A 16,105-nucleotide genomic window follows, 5' to 3' on the forward strand; every position below is an offset into this window, starting at 1 on the left:
GCGCCGTGGGGGCGGGTCGAAGGGGCCGTTGGTGATCCGTTGTCGGGTAACTGTACCGTCCGGTTGGTACAGAAGCTGTGGCCGTGGAGGTGAAGGGCGTCATAGCAGGGGTTGAGCGCTGCAGCGGGCGCCCAGAACCCGCCCCTCGGCCGTACCCGAGCAGGGGCGCGGGGGAGTGCGATGCCGGGCCCGGCTCAGAGGTCGGCTCGGTAGGACTCCGCGAACGCGCGCAGGACCTGGGAGCAGCCATGATCGACCGTCAGCGCCGCCGTCTCATCCATCCGGGTGGCGCCGCGGTTGAGGATCACCACGGGTTTGCCCTGGTTGGCCGCGTGCTTGACGAACCTCCGACCGGAGAAGACCGTGAGGGAGGATCCCACGACCAGGAGGCCCGACGCCGCGTCGACCATGTCGTAGCACTCCAGCACCCGGGGTTTGGGCACGTTCTCGCCGAAGTAGACGATGTCCGGCTTGAGGACCCCGCCGCAGGAGGAGCAGTCGGCCACCCGGAAGTCCGCGGTCGAGGCCAGGACGGCGTCGGCGTCCGGCGCGACATCCACGTCGGCCACGCGGGCGGCGAATCCGGGGTTGAGTTCGGTGAGGCGTACCGCCAACTCCTCGCGGCCGGTCACCGAACGGCAGCCCAGGCAGATCACCCGGTCGTAGCGGCCGTGCAGGTCGATGACCCGGCGGCTGCCCGCGGCGTCGTGCAGTGTGTCGACGTTCTGGGTGATGACGCCGGAGAGGATGCCGGCGCGCTCGAGGTCGGCGAGCGCCCGGTGGCCGTCGTTGGGCCGGGTGCCCTCCATGTGGCGCCAGCCGACGTGGTTGCGGGCCCAGTAGTGGCGCCGGAAGGCGGGGTCGCCGACGAACTCCTGGTAGGTCATGGGTTTGCGCGGGGGCGAGTCCGGGCCCCGGTAGTCGGGGATCCCCGAGTCCGTCGAGATACCCGCCCCGGTCAGCGCGAGCACCGGACCCGTGCCGAGGACCTCGCGGACCCGGGCGGCGGCCTCGCCGACCCTGTGGGCTTCGAGCGTGTTCCTCACACCTGGAGGATATGCGGGCGCGGACCGCCCCTCCCACCCGGAACCCGCCCCCTGGGGACCGGCCTGAGTCAGCCGGTCTGGACGACCTGGAAGACCTCGGCCAGGTGCCCTGCGGGGAACCCGGCTTCGGCGCCGTTGGCGGCCATCCACTGGCGCAGCATGGGTTCGAGCTCGGCGATGTCGCCGATCTGGCTCTCGTGCGCGGCCAGTGCCGCCACCTTGCGCTCGAAGACGTCGGTGATGTCCGAGTGGTGGTTGGGCTTGGGGCCGCCGACGACCCACACCTCGGGGACGGTCCACGCCTTCAGGCCCTCGTCGGCGAGGAGTTCGCGGTGGGCGTGCGGGTTGCGCGCGTCGGGGAAGACCGCGTTGAGCGTGGCCTCGCCCGTGGCCATGTGGTCGGGGTGGCTGGCGGCGATGCTGTCCCAGTCGCGTTCGGGGCTGGGGATGACCACACGCTCGGGCCGCACCTGGCGGATCACCCGGGCGATGTCCCGGCGCAGGTCGAGGGAGGCCACCACTCTGCCGTCCGGGTAGCCGAGGAAACGCACGTCCTTGACCCCGACCTCGGCCGCCGCCCGCCGCTGCTCCTCCCGGCGCATCGCCGCGATCTCCGAGCTGTCCAGGGTGAGCTCGTCCCCGCCCGCCTCGCCGTCGGTGACCATCAGGTAGACCACCTCGGTCCCGGCCTCGGTCCACAGCGCCACGGTCCCCGCGCAGGAGAAGTCGGCGTCGTCGGGGTGGGCCATCACGACCAGGGCGCGTTCGGGCACGTCAGCCACAGGGGCTCCTTCCGTCGCGGGCACTCCCGCGGGTACGAGGTCGCCACCCATCGTACGAACCGTCGCCCGTATCCGAACCCGCTCCGTTCGTCCTCCGCCTCCGCGCTCGGGCCGGGAGAATCCGCCCCCGATCCCGCGCGCTGGATCGCCCACATGCCAGGCTCTTCGGTATCGCATGTGGTCTCAAGCAATATCGGTGAAATATTCGGCAATCTGCATTCAATAGAGCTCTTTTATCGTCTTTATCACCACAGATTGCATGCAATCATGCGAAGGCCTACACCCGAGGGGATGGGGTGCCGTGAAGCTCTACGACACCGTCAGGCACGCTGACGCACCGACACATCACACACCGGCGGACGTCACCTTCGCCGGGGTGGACCTGCGCTACCCGACCGGCACGCTGGCGCTGGCGGAGGTCGACCTCGAACTGTCCCGGGGCGAGTTCGTCGCCGTGCTCGGCGCCTCGGGATGCGGGAAGTCCACGCTCCTGCGCCTGGCAGCCGGGCTGGAGGCCCCCACCTCGGGGACGGTGGAGGTGGGCCCCGACTCCACGGGGGTGATCTTCCAGTCGCCCACCCTCCTGCCCTGGCGGAGCGTGCGGTCCAACGTGGAGCTGTCCGCCCGACTGCGCGGTGTGACCCTGGAGGAGCGCCGCACCCGCGCGGAGACGGCGATCGAGGCGGTCGGGCTCACCGAGTTCGCCGCCAGCCTGCCCGCCGAGCTGTCCGGCGGCATGCGCATGCGGGTGTCCCTGGCCCGCGCGCTGGCCCTGCGCCCGGAACTGATGCTCCTGGACGAGCCCTTCGGCGCCCTGGACGACCTCACCCGCCTGCGCATGCAGGAGGAACTGCTGCGCCTGCACGCCGCCCACGGGTTCACCGCCCTGTTCATCACCCACTCGGTCTCCGAGGCGGTCTTCCTGGCCTCTCGGATCGTGGTGATGTCACCCCGGCCCGGGCGGATCCACCGGGTCGTCGACAACCCGGCCGCCTTCCCCCGCACACCCGACTTCCGCCACGAACCCGACTTCCACGAGCGGGTGCGCGAGGTCAGCACCGCCCTGAACGGGGTGAGCTGATGGTCGACACACTCCCCACCGGCCCCGCCGCCCCGGACACCGCCGACCGCCGTACCCGTTCCGACCGCAGGAGACCGGGCGGCCCCGCGGCCACCGGCTCAGCCTGCCCTGTCCCGGCAGCTCCCCGCGGCTCGCGTTGGCGCCCCGCACTCCCGCCGCTGGTCTCGGTGCTGCTCGCGCTCACCGCCTGGTACGCGGTGTCCTATCTCGTGCTCAGTGAGGACCGCCGCTTCCTGCTGCCTCCGCCGCACCGGGTCCTCACCCACTCGCTGCTGGACCCCGTCACCCTCGAGACCATGCTCCGGGCGCTGGCGGTCACCGCCCAGGTGGCCCTGCTCGGGCTCTTCCTCGCCGCGGTCCTGGGCGTGGCCACGGCGGTGCTGATGAGCCAGTCCCGCGCGATCGAACGCGTTGTCTACCCCTACGCGGTCGTGCTCCAGGTCGTCCCCGTGCTCGCGATCGTGCCGCTGATCGGCCTGTGGTTCGGCTACGGCCTCCCGGCCCGGACCATCGTCTGTGTCCTCATCGCGTTCTTCCCGGTTGTGTCGATGACCCTGTTCGGTCTCCAGTCGGTCGACCGCGACCTCCACGACCTGTTCACCCTCGGCCGGGCCGGGCGCTGGCGGCGCCTGGTGTCCCTGCAACTGCCCGCTGCCCTGCCGTCGATCCTCACGAGCCTGCGCACCGCGGCCGGGCTCTCCGTCACCGGCGCCATCATCGGCGACATGTTCTTCGCCCAGGGGCAGGCCGGGATCGGGACCCTCCTGGACACCTACCGGGCCCGCCTCCAGTCCGAGGACCTCATCGCCGCCATCCTCCTCGCGGCGCTGTTGGGAGTGGCCGTCTTCAGCGTGTTCACGCTGGTGCAGCGCCTCACCGCACGCCGCTGGCCCTGACCCCTGATTCCCGCGCCGCCTCCTCCTGAACCCGCTCCGCCCCGAACCCTCCCCGCTTCCCGCACCGGTGCCCAGCCCTTCACCCTCCCGGAGCCCTCATGGCATCCCGCCCCTTCCGTGCCCCGACTCCTCGGCCCCAGCTCTCCCAGCCCGGGACCTCCCGCCCCCGTACACTCCGCCCGGCCCTGCTGGCCGCCTCCGCACTCTCGCTCAGCCTGCTCCTGACCGGCTGCATCTTCGCCGAGGACTCGCAGGAGAGCGCCGAACTCGAACCCGTCGCCGCGGACCAGCGTTTGGACGACGTCTGCCCGGCCACCGTTGTCGTCCAGCTCCAGTGGGAGCCCGAGACGGACTCCGGCCCGCTCTTCGGCCTCCTCGGCCCCGGCTACACGGTCGATGCCGAGACCGGATCCGTGTCCGGCCCGCTGGCCGTCGACGGCCTCGACACCGGCGTCGACCTGGAGATCCGTGCGGGCGGACCCGCGATCGGCTTCCAGACCGTGCCCTCCCAGATGTACGTGGACGAGGACATCACCCTCGGCCTGGCCCACTCGGAACAGGCGATCGCCGCCGCGGGAAGCCAGCCCGTCACCGCCGTCTCCACCCTGTTGCGCGGCAGCGCCCAGATGCTGATGTGGGATCCGCAGACCCACCCGGACTGGGCGGGCGTGGCGGACATCCAGGACTCCGGGGCCCCGGTTGTGGTCTCCCAGGGCCAGCTGTACCCGGACTGGCTGGTGGCGGAGGGGCTGCTCGACGCCGACCAGATCGACACCAGCTACGACAACTCCCCGGCCCGGTTCACCGCCGACCCCACCTTCGCGCAGCAGGGGTTCGCCAACTCCGAGCCGTTCGTCTACGAGAACGAGGTCTCGGCCTGGAACCGGCCGGTCGCCTACGAGCTCATCCGCGACCTCGGCTACGAGGGCTACGCCCGAACCGTCACCGTGCGCTCGGACCGGGTGGACGAGCTGTCGCCCTGCCTGGAACTCCTCGTCCCGATGGTCCAGCAGGCCACCGCCGACTTCCACGGCGCACCGGAGCCGGTCAACGACACCGTCGTGGACGTCGTCGCCCAGAACCCGAACTTCAACCCGTACAGCGCCGAGCTGGCCGCGTACTCCTCGGAGACCCTCCTGGCCGAGGGGCTGATCGGGGACGAGACCGACGGCACCGTCGGCAGCTTCGACCTCGAACGTGTCCAGCGCGTCATCGACGACTTCGCCCCGCTGCTCCGGGACGGCGGCTCGGACGTCCCCGAGGACCTGGCCGTCGACGACCTCGTGAACACCGACTTCCTCGATCCCGGCATCAGCGTCGGCGAGTGACCGCCCCTGCGGCCGCCACTTCCACGACCACCACCCCTCAACCGCACGATCCACCACCGACGGAGGAGACCCCCGTGACCACCCACCACCTCACCGAACTGGACCGCGAACGCCGGATGGGCGGGCTCGGCACCGAGACGTTCTCCCGGGAGATCCGGGTCATCGACCTCAGCGACTTCGACAACCGCCGCGAGGAGATCACCGAGCAGCTCTGGGCCGCCGCCACCGACATCGGGTTCTTCCAACTGGAGGGCCACGGCATCAGCCAGGCCGAGATGGACGGCGCCTTCGCGATGGCCGAGCGGCTCTTCGCGCTCCCGGAGGAGACCAAGGCCCGCTACCCGCTGGTCAAGGAGCTCAACGCCGGCTGGGAGAGCCTGTCCCAGGTCCGCCCGTCCATTGGCACCGCCGACCAGAAGGAGTCCTTCCAGGTCACCCGCCCGCACATGGCGGGCCGCTGGCCCTCGGAGGCCGAACTGGCCGGGTTCCGGCAGGCCGTCCTGGACTTCGAGGAGCACTGCCACCGGGTGGCCATGCGTGTGCTGTCCTGCTTCGCCGACCGTCTCGGCCTGGACCGCGACCACTTCACCCGCGCCCACAACCCCTCCTCGGAGCACTACCAGAGCACCCTGCGCCTGCTGCACTACTTCGCGGTGCCCGAGGAGCTGCGCGGGGTCCCGGGCCGCTGGCGCGCGGGCGCGCACACCGACTTCGACTGCCTGACCCTGCTCTTCCAGCGAGACGGCCAGGGCGGGCTCCAGGTGTGCCCGGGCAAGGACGCCGAGGAGCAGGAGTGGACCTCGGTCGAGCCGTCGTCCAGCCGTATCACCTGCAATATCGGGGACATGCTCACCCGCTGGAGCGACGACCGGCTGCCCTCCAACTTCCACCGGGTGCGCAGCCCCGGCGCCGGTGAGTACCAGGGCGACCGCTACAGCGTGGCGTTCTTCGCCCAGGCCGATCGGGACGCCGTCATCCAGGGGCCGGAGGGCCTCTACCCGCCGATCTCCGCGCGGGACTTCCTCGACCAGCGGGTCAGGGCCAACTACACAGCCCCCGCCGCCTCCTCGGACGCCGTCCCGGGCGCGGGCGCCACGGAGTCCTAGGATGGCTGCGGCGACGGGGACGCGGGCGGCGCCGGAGCCGCCCGCGGTGGCGGCGAGGAGAACACCGGTGATGAGCAGAGCCGAAGGCATGTCCCTGGCGGACTCGGCCCGTGAGCACCTGCGCGGACTCGTGCTGTCCGGGGAGCTGGAACCGGGGACACCGCTGAGCGTCGCGGCCCTGGCCACACGGTTGGGCATCAGCCGCAGCCCGGTCCGGGAAGCGGTGCTGGGGCTCATCCACGACGGCCTCGCAGAGAGCACCCCCAACGCCGCGGCCAAGGTGATCCGGCTGGACGACGACCAGATGCGCGACGTCCTGCGGGTACGTGCGGTACTCGACGGGCTGGCGGCCGAGGAGGCCGCAACCCGGCTGAGTTCGGGGCAGGTGGCCGAGCTGTGGGAGATGGTCGAGGACCAGGGCAGCGACCTGACCCGGGAATCCGACACCGCTCGGGACACCGCGAGCGACGTGGCCTTCCACTCCTACATCCGGGAGTGCTCGGGCAACACGACGCTCATCGAGGAGCTCAATCGCCTGGAGGCCCGCGCCCACCTGCACCGGGGTTCGATGTGGAACCTCACCGCGAACCGCCGTGCCGCGCACCGGGAGCACACCGCGATCGTGGCGGCCCTGGAGTCGGGCAACCCGAACGCGGCGCGCACCGCAGCCGAGGAGCACGTCCGCGGCGTGCTCGTGCGGATGCGGCGCGACTGACCCCCGAACGTCCCCGCCCCGTGGCTTCTTCGCCACGGGGCGGCCGAAGCCGACCCCGAAACCCCGCACCCGAATCTCACCCCCTGACCTTTCCGAGGAACCGATGCTCACGATCGTCAACGCCGTCCTGCTGACCGCCACCGTGAACGAGGAGGGCCGCCCCGTCTGGGTGGTGGGCTGGCTTCGGATCGGCGAGGACGGCCGGATCGCCGCCCTTGGCGAGGGCTCCCCGCCGCCCGGACCGGGGGAGCGGCTCGACGTCGGCCAGGCGTTCGTCGCACCGGGGTTCGTCTCCGCGCACAGCCACCTGTTCACCTCCGGCATGCGCGGGGTCGCCCCCGACTCCACCCTCTACGAGTGGGTCTCCCGCAACTCGGAGATGCTGGTCGGCGCCGAACCCGACGACCTCTACTGGATGACCGCCCACGGCGCCCTGGACGTGCTCTCCCACGGGGTGACCTCGGTGTTCAACTTCCTCCAGAGCCGGGTGGTGGCCACCTTCGACTGGTCGAGCTCCACCCTGAAGGCGGCCCGCGTGCACGGGCCCGACTTCCTGACCCGGCAGGTGGACGCGGCCCGCGACACCGGTCTGCGCACCGTCTCCGCCGTGCGCCTGGACGATGAGCAGCTCCCGGAGGAGGAGTCCTTCGCCGCCTTCGCGCACGTGATGGCGCACCGATCCGGCACCGGACCCGATGCCGCCCGGCTGGACCTGGGCGGCGCGGTCTACGGTGCGGTCCAGTGGTCGAGCTCCCCGGTCACCGCCGAACGCGAACGCGCCATGATGACCGAGCACGGGGTCGCCAACCAGGCGCACTTCGTCGAGACCGCGGAGCAGATCGACCTCCAGCGCTCGCGCTTCTCCTGGTACGAGAAGGCGGGTGTGCTCGGCTCGGACATGGTCTTCGGCCACTTCGTGCACCCCACCGACCACATGGTCGAGGCGCTGGCCGCCGCCGACAGCCCGGTGTCCTGGCAGCCCGCTTCGAACGGTCGCCTGGGCTCGGGGACCATGGACGCCGTGCGGCTGCGGGACGCGGGTATCCGGATCGGTCTGGGCCTGGACGACCAGTCCTGCACGGACGTCTCCGACCCCTTCCAGAACATGCGCTTCGGCCTCTACCAGCAACGCGCCCGGGGGCTGCGCGCCGACGTGATGTCCCCGCACGAGGTGTTCCGGGCGCACACCCTGGGCGCCGCCGACGTGATCGGCGTGGCCGACCGGGTGGGTTCACTGGAGGTCGGCAAGGAGGCCGACCTGGTGGTGGTCGACCCGCGCCGCCCGGACCTGGGCCCGGTGTGGGACCCGGTCGCCACCTACGTACTGGTCTGCCAGCCCCGCAACATCCGCCAGGTGTTCGTGGGCGGGCGCCGGGTGTGGGACGCAGAGGCGGACCGGAGTGAACTCTCCGCGCGCGCCGACGCCGAGACCTACGAGCGGATGGTCCGCAGTGCCGCCGCCCGCGGCTTCGCCCCCGCCCTCACCCGCCGGAAGTAGTCCGCCGACCGCGGTCCCCACCCGGTGTTCACCCGATCCCGCCGTCGACCGTCCGTCTCGGGCGCTGAACCGGTCAGGGTTTGCGGGCGACTCCGCCGTACATGTCGGTGTCGGGGGCCTGGCCGACATCCACGGGGTCCGGGCGCCACAGGGGGCTGGGGCCGATCCCGGGCTCGAGCAGCTCCAGACCGTCGAAGTAGGACGTGAACTCGGCGAGGGTGTGGCCCCGGTAGGCCAGGGCGGCCTCCCTGTTCCACTCGTCCAGGGCGTCCAGGGCGCTGCCCTCGTCGGGCAGGATCGAGTCGGCCACCACCAGGAAGCTGCCGGAGGGCAGCCCCGCCAGGTAGGCGCGGACGATGTCCAGGGCCTCCCCCTGCGTGGGGATGTGTCCGAGGGTGCCGATGATCGACAGGCCCACGGGCCGGTCGAGGTCGAGGAGTTCTCCGGCCCTGGCCAGGACCTGCTCCGTGTCGCGCAGGTCGGCGTCGACGAACGCGGTGGCGCCCTCATCGGTGCCGGTGAGCAGGGCACGGGCGTGGGCGAGCACCATGGGGTCGTTGTCGACGTAGACGACGCGGGACTCGGGGGCGGCGGCTTGGGCGATCTCGTGGGTGTTCTGGTGGGTGGGCAGCCCGGTTCCGATGTCGAGGAACTGGCGCACTCCCTCTTCCTCGGCCAGGTGGGTGATGGTGCGCACGAGGAAGGACCTGCCCGCGCGGGCGTCCACGGCGATCTTCGGGTGGATGCCCAGGATCTGCTCGCCGAGCTCGCGGTCGACCTGGTAATTGTCCTTGCCGCCCAGCCAGAAATTCCACACCCGTGCGGAGTGCGGGGCGGAGGTGTCCACGCCTTCGGCGGGGGCGGGGGTGTCGGTCATCGGGGAGGTCCGATCCGGTGGGGGGCAGTGCGGGACCAGTCTGGCCCAAACCCGCCGCCTTCGGAAGCCCGCGCCCGTCCTGAAACGCCTTCCCCACCGGGCTTCCGGTCTCTCGAGTGCAGAACCCGCGCGGCCCCGGGCCGCCGCCGTCCCCGACGGCCGCCCGGGGCGGACGCGGAGGTCAGCGAAGGTGGACGATCAGGTCGCCGCCCTCCACGCGCTGGACGCCGTCGACGGCCACGCGGCCGACCACACCGCCCTGGGAGGTGGTGATCGAGGCCTCCATCTTCATCGCCTCGATGGTGGCGACGGTGTCGCCCGCCTTCACCTCGTCGCCCTCACCGACGGTCAGGGTGACCACCCCGGCGAAGGGCGCCGCGACCTGTGCGGGGTCGTCGCGGTTGGCCTTCTCCGCCTCGTGCACGTTGGACGTCAGGGCCCGGTCCCGGATGTGCAGCGGACGGAGCTGGTCGTTGAGGGTGGTCATGACGGTGCGCATCCCGCGGTCGTCGGGCTCGCTCACCGCCTGGAGGCTGATCAGCAGGCGCACGCCGGGCTCCAGGTCCACGACGTGCTCCTCGCCCTCACGCAGGCCGTAGAAGAAGTCCTTGCTGTCCAGCACGCTGGTGTCGCCGTAGGCGGCGCGGTGCGACTCGAACTCCTTCGTGGGCCCCTCGAAGAGCAGCCGGTTCAGGGTGGCGCGCGGCTCCTCGTTCAGCCCGGCGCGGTCCACCGACGTGAGCTGGGTGGTCGTCCGCGCCTCGCCGCGCCCGCGTAGCGCCTTGGTGCGGAACGGCTCGGGCCACTCGCCCGGGGGCACGCCCAGCTCGCCGCGCAGGAAGCCCACCACGGAGTCGGGTACGTCGAACCGGTCCGGGTCCTGCTCGAACTCCTCGGGGGAGACTCCGGCGCCCACCAGGTGCAGGGCGAGGTCGCCCACCACCTTGGAGGACGGGGTCACCTTGACCAGGCGGCCCAGCATGCGGTCGGCCGCCGCGTACATCGCCTCGATGTCCTCGAAGCGGTCTCCCAGGCCCAGGGCGATGGCCTGCGTGCGCAGGTTGGACAGCTGGCCGCCGGGGATCTCGTGGTGGTAGACGCGGCCGGTGGGCGAGGCCAGGCCCGCCTCGAACGGCGCGTAGACGCGGCGCACCGCCTCCCAGTAGGGCTCCAGCTCGTTCACGGCGTCCAACGACAGCCCGGTGGGTGTCGCGGAGTAGTCGAAGGCGGCCACGATCGCCGACAGCGACGGCTGCGAGGTGGTGCCCGCCAGCGAGGCCACGGCGCCGTCCACGGCGTCCGCGCCCGCGTTCACCGCCGCGAGGTAGGTGGCCAGCTGGCCGCCGGGAGTGTCGTGCGTGTGCACGTGGACGGGCAGGTCGAACTCGCTCCGCAGGGCGGTCACCAAGCGGGCCGCGGCCGGGGCGCGCAGCAGGCCGGCCATGTCCTTGATTGCGAGCACGTGCGCCCCGGACTCCACGATCCGCTCGGCCAGCTTCAGGTAGTAGTCCAGCGTGTAGAGCTTCTCGGACGGGTCGGACAGGTCCGAGGTGTAGCAGAGAGCCACCTCGGCGACCCCGGTGCCGGTCTCGCGGACCGCCTCGATCGCCGGGCGCATCTGCTCGACGTCGTTGAGGGCGTCGAAGATCCGGAAGATGTCCACCCCGGTCTCGGCGGCCTCACGCACGAACGCGTTGGTGACCTCGGTGGGGTAGGGCGTGTATCCGACCGTGTTGCGGCCGCGTAGCAGCATCTGCAGGGCGACGTTGGGCACGGCCTCGCGCAGTGCCGCCAGCCGCTCCCAGGGGTCCTCGGAGAGGAACCGCAGGGCGACGTCGTAGGTCGCGCCTCCCCAGCACTCGAGGGAGAGGAGTTCGGGCAGGGTGTGGGCGACGGCCGGTGCGGCTGCCAGCAGGTCCTGGGTGCGCACCCGGGTGGCCAGCAGCGACTGGTGGGCGTCCCGGAAGGTGGTGTCGGTGACCCCCAGGGTGTCCGACTCGCGCATCCAGCGCGCGAACCCCTCGGGACCCAGTTCGGTCAGGCGCTGCTTCGATCCGGCGGGAGGGGCGCCCTCGGCCACCGCGGGAAGCTTCGACCTCGGCTCCACCAGGTGCGGGCGCTCTCCGTGCGGCTTGTTCACCGTCACGTCGGCCAGGTAGGTGAGCAGGCGGGTGCCCCGGTCCGCGGAGGGGCGCGCGGTCAGCAGCTGGGGGCGCTCCTCGATGAACGAGGTGGTGACCCGGCCGGCACGGAAGTCCTCGTCCTCCAGGACCGCCTGTAGGAAGGGGATGTTCGTGGAGATACCGCGGATGCGGAACTCGGCCACCGCGCGCTGGGCCCGGCTGACCGCCGTGGCGAAGTCGCGGCCCCGGCAGGTGAGCTTCACCAGCAGGGAGTCGAAGTAGGCGCTGACGTCCGAACCGGCGGCAGCGGTGCCGCCGTCCAGGCGGATACCCGAGCCGCCGGGGGAGCGGTAGGCGCTGATCGTCCCGGTATCGGGCCGGAAGCCGTTGGCCGGGTCCTCCGTGGTGATGCGGCACTGCAGGGCGGCGCCGTGCACGACGATGTCGTCCTGGCCCAGGCCCAGGTCGGCGAGGGTCTCACCGGAGGCGATGCGGATCTGCGACTGCACCAGATCGACGTCGGTGACCTCCTCGGTCACCGTGTGCTCCACCTGGATGCGCGGGTTCAGCTCGATGAACACGTGCTGCCCGTCCCGGCCCACGAGGAACTCCACCGTGCCCGCGTTGCGGTAGCCGAGCTCCTGGGCCAGGCGCACCGCGTCCTGGCAGATGCGTTCGCGCAGCTCCGGGTCGAGGTTGGGCGCCGGGGCGAGCTCCACGACCTTCTGGTGGCGGCGCTGCACCGAGCAGTCGCGCTCGTACAGGTGGATGACGCCGCCCTGGCCGTCGGCGAGGATCTGTACCTCGATGTGGCGGGGGTCGACCACGGCGCGCTCCAGGAACACCGTGGGGTCGCCGAAGGCGGTCTCGGCCTCGCGCATGGCCGCCTCGACCGACTCCCGCAGCGCACCCGCGGAATTCACGCGGCGCATGCCCCGCCCGCCGCCACCGGCCACGGCCTTGACGAACAGCGGGAAACCGATCTCCTCAGCCGTGGCGAGCAGCCCCTCGACGTCGGTGGAGGGTTCGGAGGACTCCAGGACCGGGATGCCCGCGCGCTTGGCGGCGGCGATGGCGGTCGCCTTGTTACCGGTCAGTTCCAGCACCTCGGCGGGCGGACCGACGAAGGTGATGCCCGCCTCAGCGCAGGCTCGGGCGAGGTCGGGGTTCTCGGAGAGGAAGCCGTAACCGGGGTAGACGGCGTCCGCGCCCGCTTCCCGCGCGGCACGGACGACCTCGTCGACCGAGAGGTAGGCACGGACCGGGTGCCCCGGTTCGCCGATCTGGTAAGCCTCGTCGGCCTTGAGCCGGTGCAGCGAGCTGCGGTCCTCGTGGGGGAAGACCGCGACGGTCCGTGCGCCGAGCTCGTGTCCGGCACGCAACGCGCGGATGGCGATCTCACCGCGGTTGGCCACCAGTATCTTCTCGAACATGCCGGATGCCTCCTGGACTCCGTGGTGCGGTGTGGGCAGGGACCGGCGCCGTTGCCGGTGGCCGTGCCGGGTCCGGCACCGGTTTCACGCAACCGGTGCCCTAACTGGGACCACCGGAACCCTAACGAGCCGGACTGGGAGGGGTATCACCTGGGGCGGGGTTCCGGTTCCGCTGATCGTTGGCGGAGGCGGCGTGTCCGTCGGGCGCCTAGGGCATGTGCAGCGGGCACGTACCCTGCTGCGTGTCGCCCCAGCGGCACTGTCACTGCGCATCTCTCAGTCGACAGCCAAACCCGGGCGGGCCCCCGCTGTGCGATGCTGCCGAGCTTGCGAGGCAGTGCACAGTAGGGGAACTCCTTCTTCGGCCTTGTGCCAGCACCACTGGATACGCCCGCCCGTCGCCCGCCACCAACCCTCAACGGACGCCTACGGCGCAGCACCCCCGTTCGTCGCCCGCCACCACCCCTCAACGGACGCCTACGGCGCAGCACCTTCTCGACGGGCAGCATCCACCGAACACGCCCTACGGCCGGTCGCCGTACACACGCCGACCGGCCGGAGCACCTCCGACCGGTCGGCCGCGCACTCAGGTGTCGTCGGGGCCCGAGTCGGGTTGGAGCGGGTCGTGTCCCACCCGCATGAGCCGCCTGCGCCACCGGTCGTCCTCCGGGCGGGGCCGGCCCAGCTCCCCGCGGACGAACGCGGCCACGCGCTCCATCAGGTCGACGTCGTCCGTAGTGACATCGGTCCGGCGTTTGTCCAGGATCTCGACGATCCGCTCCCCCTGGCCGTCGACCCCGGCATCGGCGGGGAAGGCGTCCTCCCCCGAAGCGTCGGTGAGCAGCCAGGTCCTCAGCTCCTCCCCACTCATGTTCACGGCGGAGTGGAACTCCTCCCATGCCTGATCGGTTCTCTCGTCGCTGGTCGCCATCGGTGGTCACCGCCCTGTACCTCTAGCTGAGTTCCTTGCTGAGTTCGACCTCGTCGAACGCCCGGATGGAGTCCTCGGCCTCCGACCAGCGCAGTGGCGGAGGCATGAGTTGCCGTCCCCGGACCTGTTCCAGCTCCCTGCGTGCCCGGGCGAACACCGCGAAGTCCCGGGGGAAGGCCGATGGGTCCGTGCCCAAGAAGGAACCCACCTTCGTGGCCCGTTCCAGCACCTCGGCCCACTCCGAGGCCCGGGCCAGCCCCACGGACTCCACACCGTGCGAGAACAGGATCATCCGGATCTCCTCGTAGCCGGGCACCCGGTCCAGGTAGTCGTGCAGCGCCCGCAGCGACGGCTCCTTGTTGAAGACCGTCCAGAAGGGGACGGACCCGGTACGCAGGGTCCAATAGGGATCGAGAAGCATGAAGGACTCCACCAGCAGGCGGTTCTCGGGCACACCGCGTCTGCGGTACCAGTCCCGGTAGGTCTCGGCCACGGCCGGGCTGAGGGACTCGGGCTCGTCGTAGCCGAGGCGCAGCAGGGTCCATCCCTGCTCGTCCGCGAGCTCGCGCAGGTCCGCCATCATCTCGGGGGCGAACCCCCATTCGGCCTCGGGGCTCTCCCCGTCCGGTTCCGGTGCGACGAAGCGCTCGTAGTCCGAGCCGTAGGCCCGCAGGTACCGGCGGACGCGCTCGCCTCCGTACCGGAGCTCTTCCAGGGTGGCGCCTCCGAAACCGCCGTGCTGGAAGACGTAACGGTCGGATACGCGCGTGGTGGGCCACTGCATACCGCAGTCGGAGACCACGAGCGTGCCGCCGGGTGCGACGTGGGACCGGAGGAAACGGCGGTAGGCCTCGGGCAGCCTGAGCCACTTGACCCTGAAGTAGCACATGCCCGCGATCATCAACCGGTCCTGGTTGGGGTCGTGCATGTGGTGCAGGCGCCAGTCCGGGTTGGCCTCCACCAGGGCCTCGCCGGTGGGCCGCATCTTGCGCAGGTCCTCCGACGCGTCCTCGGGCGGCACCCCGCCCCGGCGGACGGGTATGAGCAGGGTCTGCGGCAGCCACGGGGCCTCCACCCCGGCGGCCAGATGGGTGAGGGCACCGTTCGAGGAACCGATGAAGGCGAGCTCGGACTGCTTCTTCGGGTAGTGGCCGACAACCCAGGAGGCGAGTTCGTCGGAGTCGATCTCACCGACGCGGTGCCGGGGGACGGCCTCGGCCCAGCCGGAGGCGGCGTACACCTTCTCCTTGAGCTTCCTGGGGGTCCTGTTGGCCGCACCCGCGACGGCGGCGACGGCGTTCTCCAGGTAGCCGGGGGCCTCCCCGCCCAGTGGGACGTCTCCTCCCGCGTTGTAGGAGGAGAGGGCGCGCAGCATGGCGGTGGCGGAGTCGAACCCGGCCACGATCCGTTGGGGCTTCACTGTGCCACCTCCCGTGCGAAGCCGTCGACCAGCCTGAGGACCTGTGCCGGGTCGGCGGACGTGAGCGCGTGCGGTTGTCCCGGGACGGTCACCAGACGGCCCCGCGGAAGCAGGCGTGCGGCCTCCTCCGCCCAGGCCTTCGGGCAGATGGCGTCCTTCTGCCCGCGCAGGACCAGGGCAGGCTGCCGGATCCCGGGCAGGACGCGTTCGATCCGGTGGCGCCTGCTCTGCTCCCAGCTGCGCAGGACTCGGCGGGGTCCCGCGTCGCGGTAGTCGGCGAAACTGGAGGTGACCACCGACATCCCCTCGTGGAGGTTGTTCCGCAGCAGGCGCGCCGCCAGTCGGCCCAGTGAGCGTGCCGCGGGGTCCACCGTGGGACCCACCAGGACCACCGATCCGACTTCGTCCGGTGCACGCACCGCGACTTCGGCGACGACCTGGGTTCCCAGCGACGCGCCCAGGAGGCAGGGCTGATCCAGTCTGCGGTGCCGCAACCACTCCAGGAGGGCGTCCGCGAGCTTGGGGACGGTCGGCCGACGGTCAGCGGCGGTGCTCCGGCCGAATCCGGGCAGGTCCAGGGCCCAGGCCTCCCTCCTCCCAGCGGCCTCCTTGAGCAGTGGGAGTGTCTGTCTTGACGAGACACCGGCGCCGTGTACGCAGACCAATGACGGGGCCCGACCCGGTACGTGCCAGCTCGTGACAGCGCCGTGTGTGAGTGTGTCCGTCTGCTCGCTTGACCTCATACGGCCCCCACCGAATCGCGTACGCGGAGTAGTGGTAGCCACCACTACCCCCGCGGCGGAGCTCCCAACCAGGAAGGACGGGGGAGGGGACCGGGCCAACTGCCTGGCCCGGGCAGGACTGTGTCG

The 16,105-nt window shown here is 71.4% G+C and carries 13 protein-coding genes; 6 read left to right on the forward strand and 7 right to left on the reverse strand.

Features of this window, described 5'->3' with window-relative positions:
* Positions 1-194: 194 nt before the first annotated feature.
* Positions 195-1,046 (reverse strand): NAD-dependent protein deacetylase, encoded by an 852-nt coding sequence (locus tag ACYVD1_RS21480; protein WP_460775737.1) that lies wholly within the window; start codon positions 1,044-1,046, stop codon positions 195-197.
* 68 nt (positions 1,047-1,114) lie between these two features.
* Positions 1,115-1,828: a PIG-L deacetylase family protein gene (locus tag ACYVD1_RS21485; protein WP_460775740.1), complete on the reverse strand. Its 714-nt coding sequence runs from the start codon at positions 1,826-1,828 to the stop codon at positions 1,115-1,117.
* Positions 1,829-2,129: 301 nt separating this feature from the next.
* On the opposite strand from ACYVD1_RS21485, the gene ACYVD1_RS21490 reads away from it, so the two are divergent.
* The 6 genes from ACYVD1_RS21490 to ACYVD1_RS21515 all read left to right on the forward strand — a co-directional run bounded on the left by ACYVD1_RS21490 (position 2,130) and on the right by ACYVD1_RS21515 (position 8,452).
* A complete protein-coding gene (locus ACYVD1_RS21490; protein WP_460775743.1) occupies positions 2,130-2,909 on the forward strand; it encodes an ABC transporter ATP-binding protein in 780 nt (259 codons plus the stop codon).
* A complete protein-coding gene (locus tag ACYVD1_RS21495; RefSeq protein ID WP_460775746.1) occupies positions 2,909-3,805 on the forward strand; it encodes an ABC transporter permease in 897 nt (298 codons plus the stop codon). Before ACYVD1_RS21490 ends, ACYVD1_RS21495 begins: the two co-directional genes overlap by 1 nt.
* A 98-nt stretch (positions 3,806-3,903) precedes the next feature.
* The gene (locus tag ACYVD1_RS21500) at positions 3,904-5,133 is read left to right on the forward strand and encodes a nitrate ABC transporter substrate-binding protein (RefSeq protein WP_460775749.1); all 1,230 of its coding nucleotides are present in this window, start codon (positions 3,904-3,906) and stop codon (positions 5,131-5,133) included.
* 74 nt (positions 5,134-5,207) lie between these two features.
* Complete coding sequence (locus tag ACYVD1_RS21505; RefSeq protein ID WP_460775752.1) at positions 5,208-6,239, forward strand: isopenicillin N synthase family dioxygenase; 1,032 nt, start codon at positions 5,208-5,210, stop codon at positions 6,237-6,239.
* 70 nt (positions 6,240-6,309) lie between these two features.
* Positions 6,310-6,954 (forward strand): GntR family transcriptional regulator, encoded by a 645-nt coding sequence (locus ACYVD1_RS21510; RefSeq protein WP_460775756.1) that lies wholly within the window; start codon positions 6,310-6,312, stop codon positions 6,952-6,954.
* Positions 6,955-7,057: 103 nt separating this feature from the next.
* Positions 7,058-8,452: an amidohydrolase family protein gene (locus tag ACYVD1_RS21515; protein ID WP_460775760.1), complete on the forward strand. Its 1,395-nt coding sequence runs from the start codon at positions 7,058-7,060 to the stop codon at positions 8,450-8,452.
* A 73-nt stretch (positions 8,453-8,525) separates the two neighbouring features.
* Here ACYVD1_RS21515 and ACYVD1_RS21520 read toward each other — a convergent pair whose 3' ends face one another.
* From ACYVD1_RS21520 to ACYVD1_RS21540, 5 genes are all read right to left on the reverse strand, one after another.
* Positions 8,526-9,329 carry an SAM-dependent methyltransferase gene (locus ACYVD1_RS21520; RefSeq protein ID WP_460775764.1) on the reverse strand — a complete coding sequence of 268 codons (804 nt, stop codon included), beginning with the start codon at positions 9,327-9,329 and terminating at the stop codon, positions 8,526-8,528.
* 181 nt (positions 9,330-9,510) lie between these two features.
* Positions 9,511-12,885 carry a pyruvate carboxylase gene (locus tag ACYVD1_RS21525; protein ID WP_460775768.1) on the reverse strand — a complete coding sequence of 1,125 codons (3,375 nt, stop codon included), beginning with the start codon at positions 12,883-12,885 and terminating at the stop codon, positions 9,511-9,513.
* 586 nt (positions 12,886-13,471) lie between these two features.
* Entirely contained in the window at positions 13,472-13,816 is a 345-nt protein-coding gene (locus ACYVD1_RS21530) for a DUF3140 domain-containing protein (RefSeq protein ID WP_460775770.1), read from the reverse strand.
* A 22-nt stretch (positions 13,817-13,838) separates the two neighbouring features.
* Positions 13,839-15,236: a hypothetical protein gene (locus ACYVD1_RS21535; RefSeq protein ID WP_460775772.1), complete on the reverse strand. Its 1,398-nt coding sequence runs from the start codon at positions 15,234-15,236 to the stop codon at positions 13,839-13,841.
* Positions 15,233-15,979, reverse strand: a complete 747-nt coding sequence (locus ACYVD1_RS21540; protein ID WP_460775775.1) for an alpha/beta fold hydrolase — start codon at positions 15,977-15,979, stop codon at positions 15,233-15,235. The genes ACYVD1_RS21535 and ACYVD1_RS21540 overlap by 4 nt, the downstream gene beginning before the upstream one ends.
* Positions 15,980-16,105 lie beyond the last annotated feature (126 nt).

This window comes from Nocardiopsis nanhaiensis, from assembly GCF_054778635.1.

What these genes read in the sequence shown, in the direction of transcription:
- ACYVD1_RS21510 (WP_460775756.1), top strand. Translation starts at nt 6,310, where the DNA reads ATGAGCAGAGCCGAAGGCATGTCCCTGGCGGACTCGGCCCGTGAGCAC.
- ACYVD1_RS21495 (WP_460775746.1), top strand. Translation starts at nt 2,909, where the DNA reads ATGGTCGACACACTCCCCACCGGCCCCGCCGCCCCGGACACCGCCGAC.
- ACYVD1_RS21530 (WP_460775770.1), bottom strand. Translation starts at nt 13,816, where the DNA reads ATGGCGACCAGCGACGAGAGAACCGATCAGGCATGGGAGGAGTTCCAC.
- ACYVD1_RS21525 (WP_460775768.1), bottom strand. Translation starts at nt 12,885, where the DNA reads ATGTTCGAGAAGATACTGGTGGCCAACCGCGGTGAGATCGCCATCCGC.
- ACYVD1_RS21540 (WP_460775775.1), bottom strand. Translation starts at nt 15,979, where the DNA reads ATGAGGTCAAGCGAGCAGACGGACACACTCACACACGGCGCTGTCACG.
- ACYVD1_RS21500 (WP_460775749.1), top strand. Translation starts at nt 3,904, where the DNA reads ATGGCATCCCGCCCCTTCCGTGCCCCGACTCCTCGGCCCCAGCTCTCC.
- ACYVD1_RS21520 (WP_460775764.1), bottom strand. Translation starts at nt 9,329, where the DNA reads ATGACCGACACCCCCGCCCCCGCCGAAGGCGTGGACACCTCCGCCCCG.
- ACYVD1_RS21515 (WP_460775760.1), top strand. Translation starts at nt 7,058, where the DNA reads ATGCTCACGATCGTCAACGCCGTCCTGCTGACCGCCACCGTGAACGAG.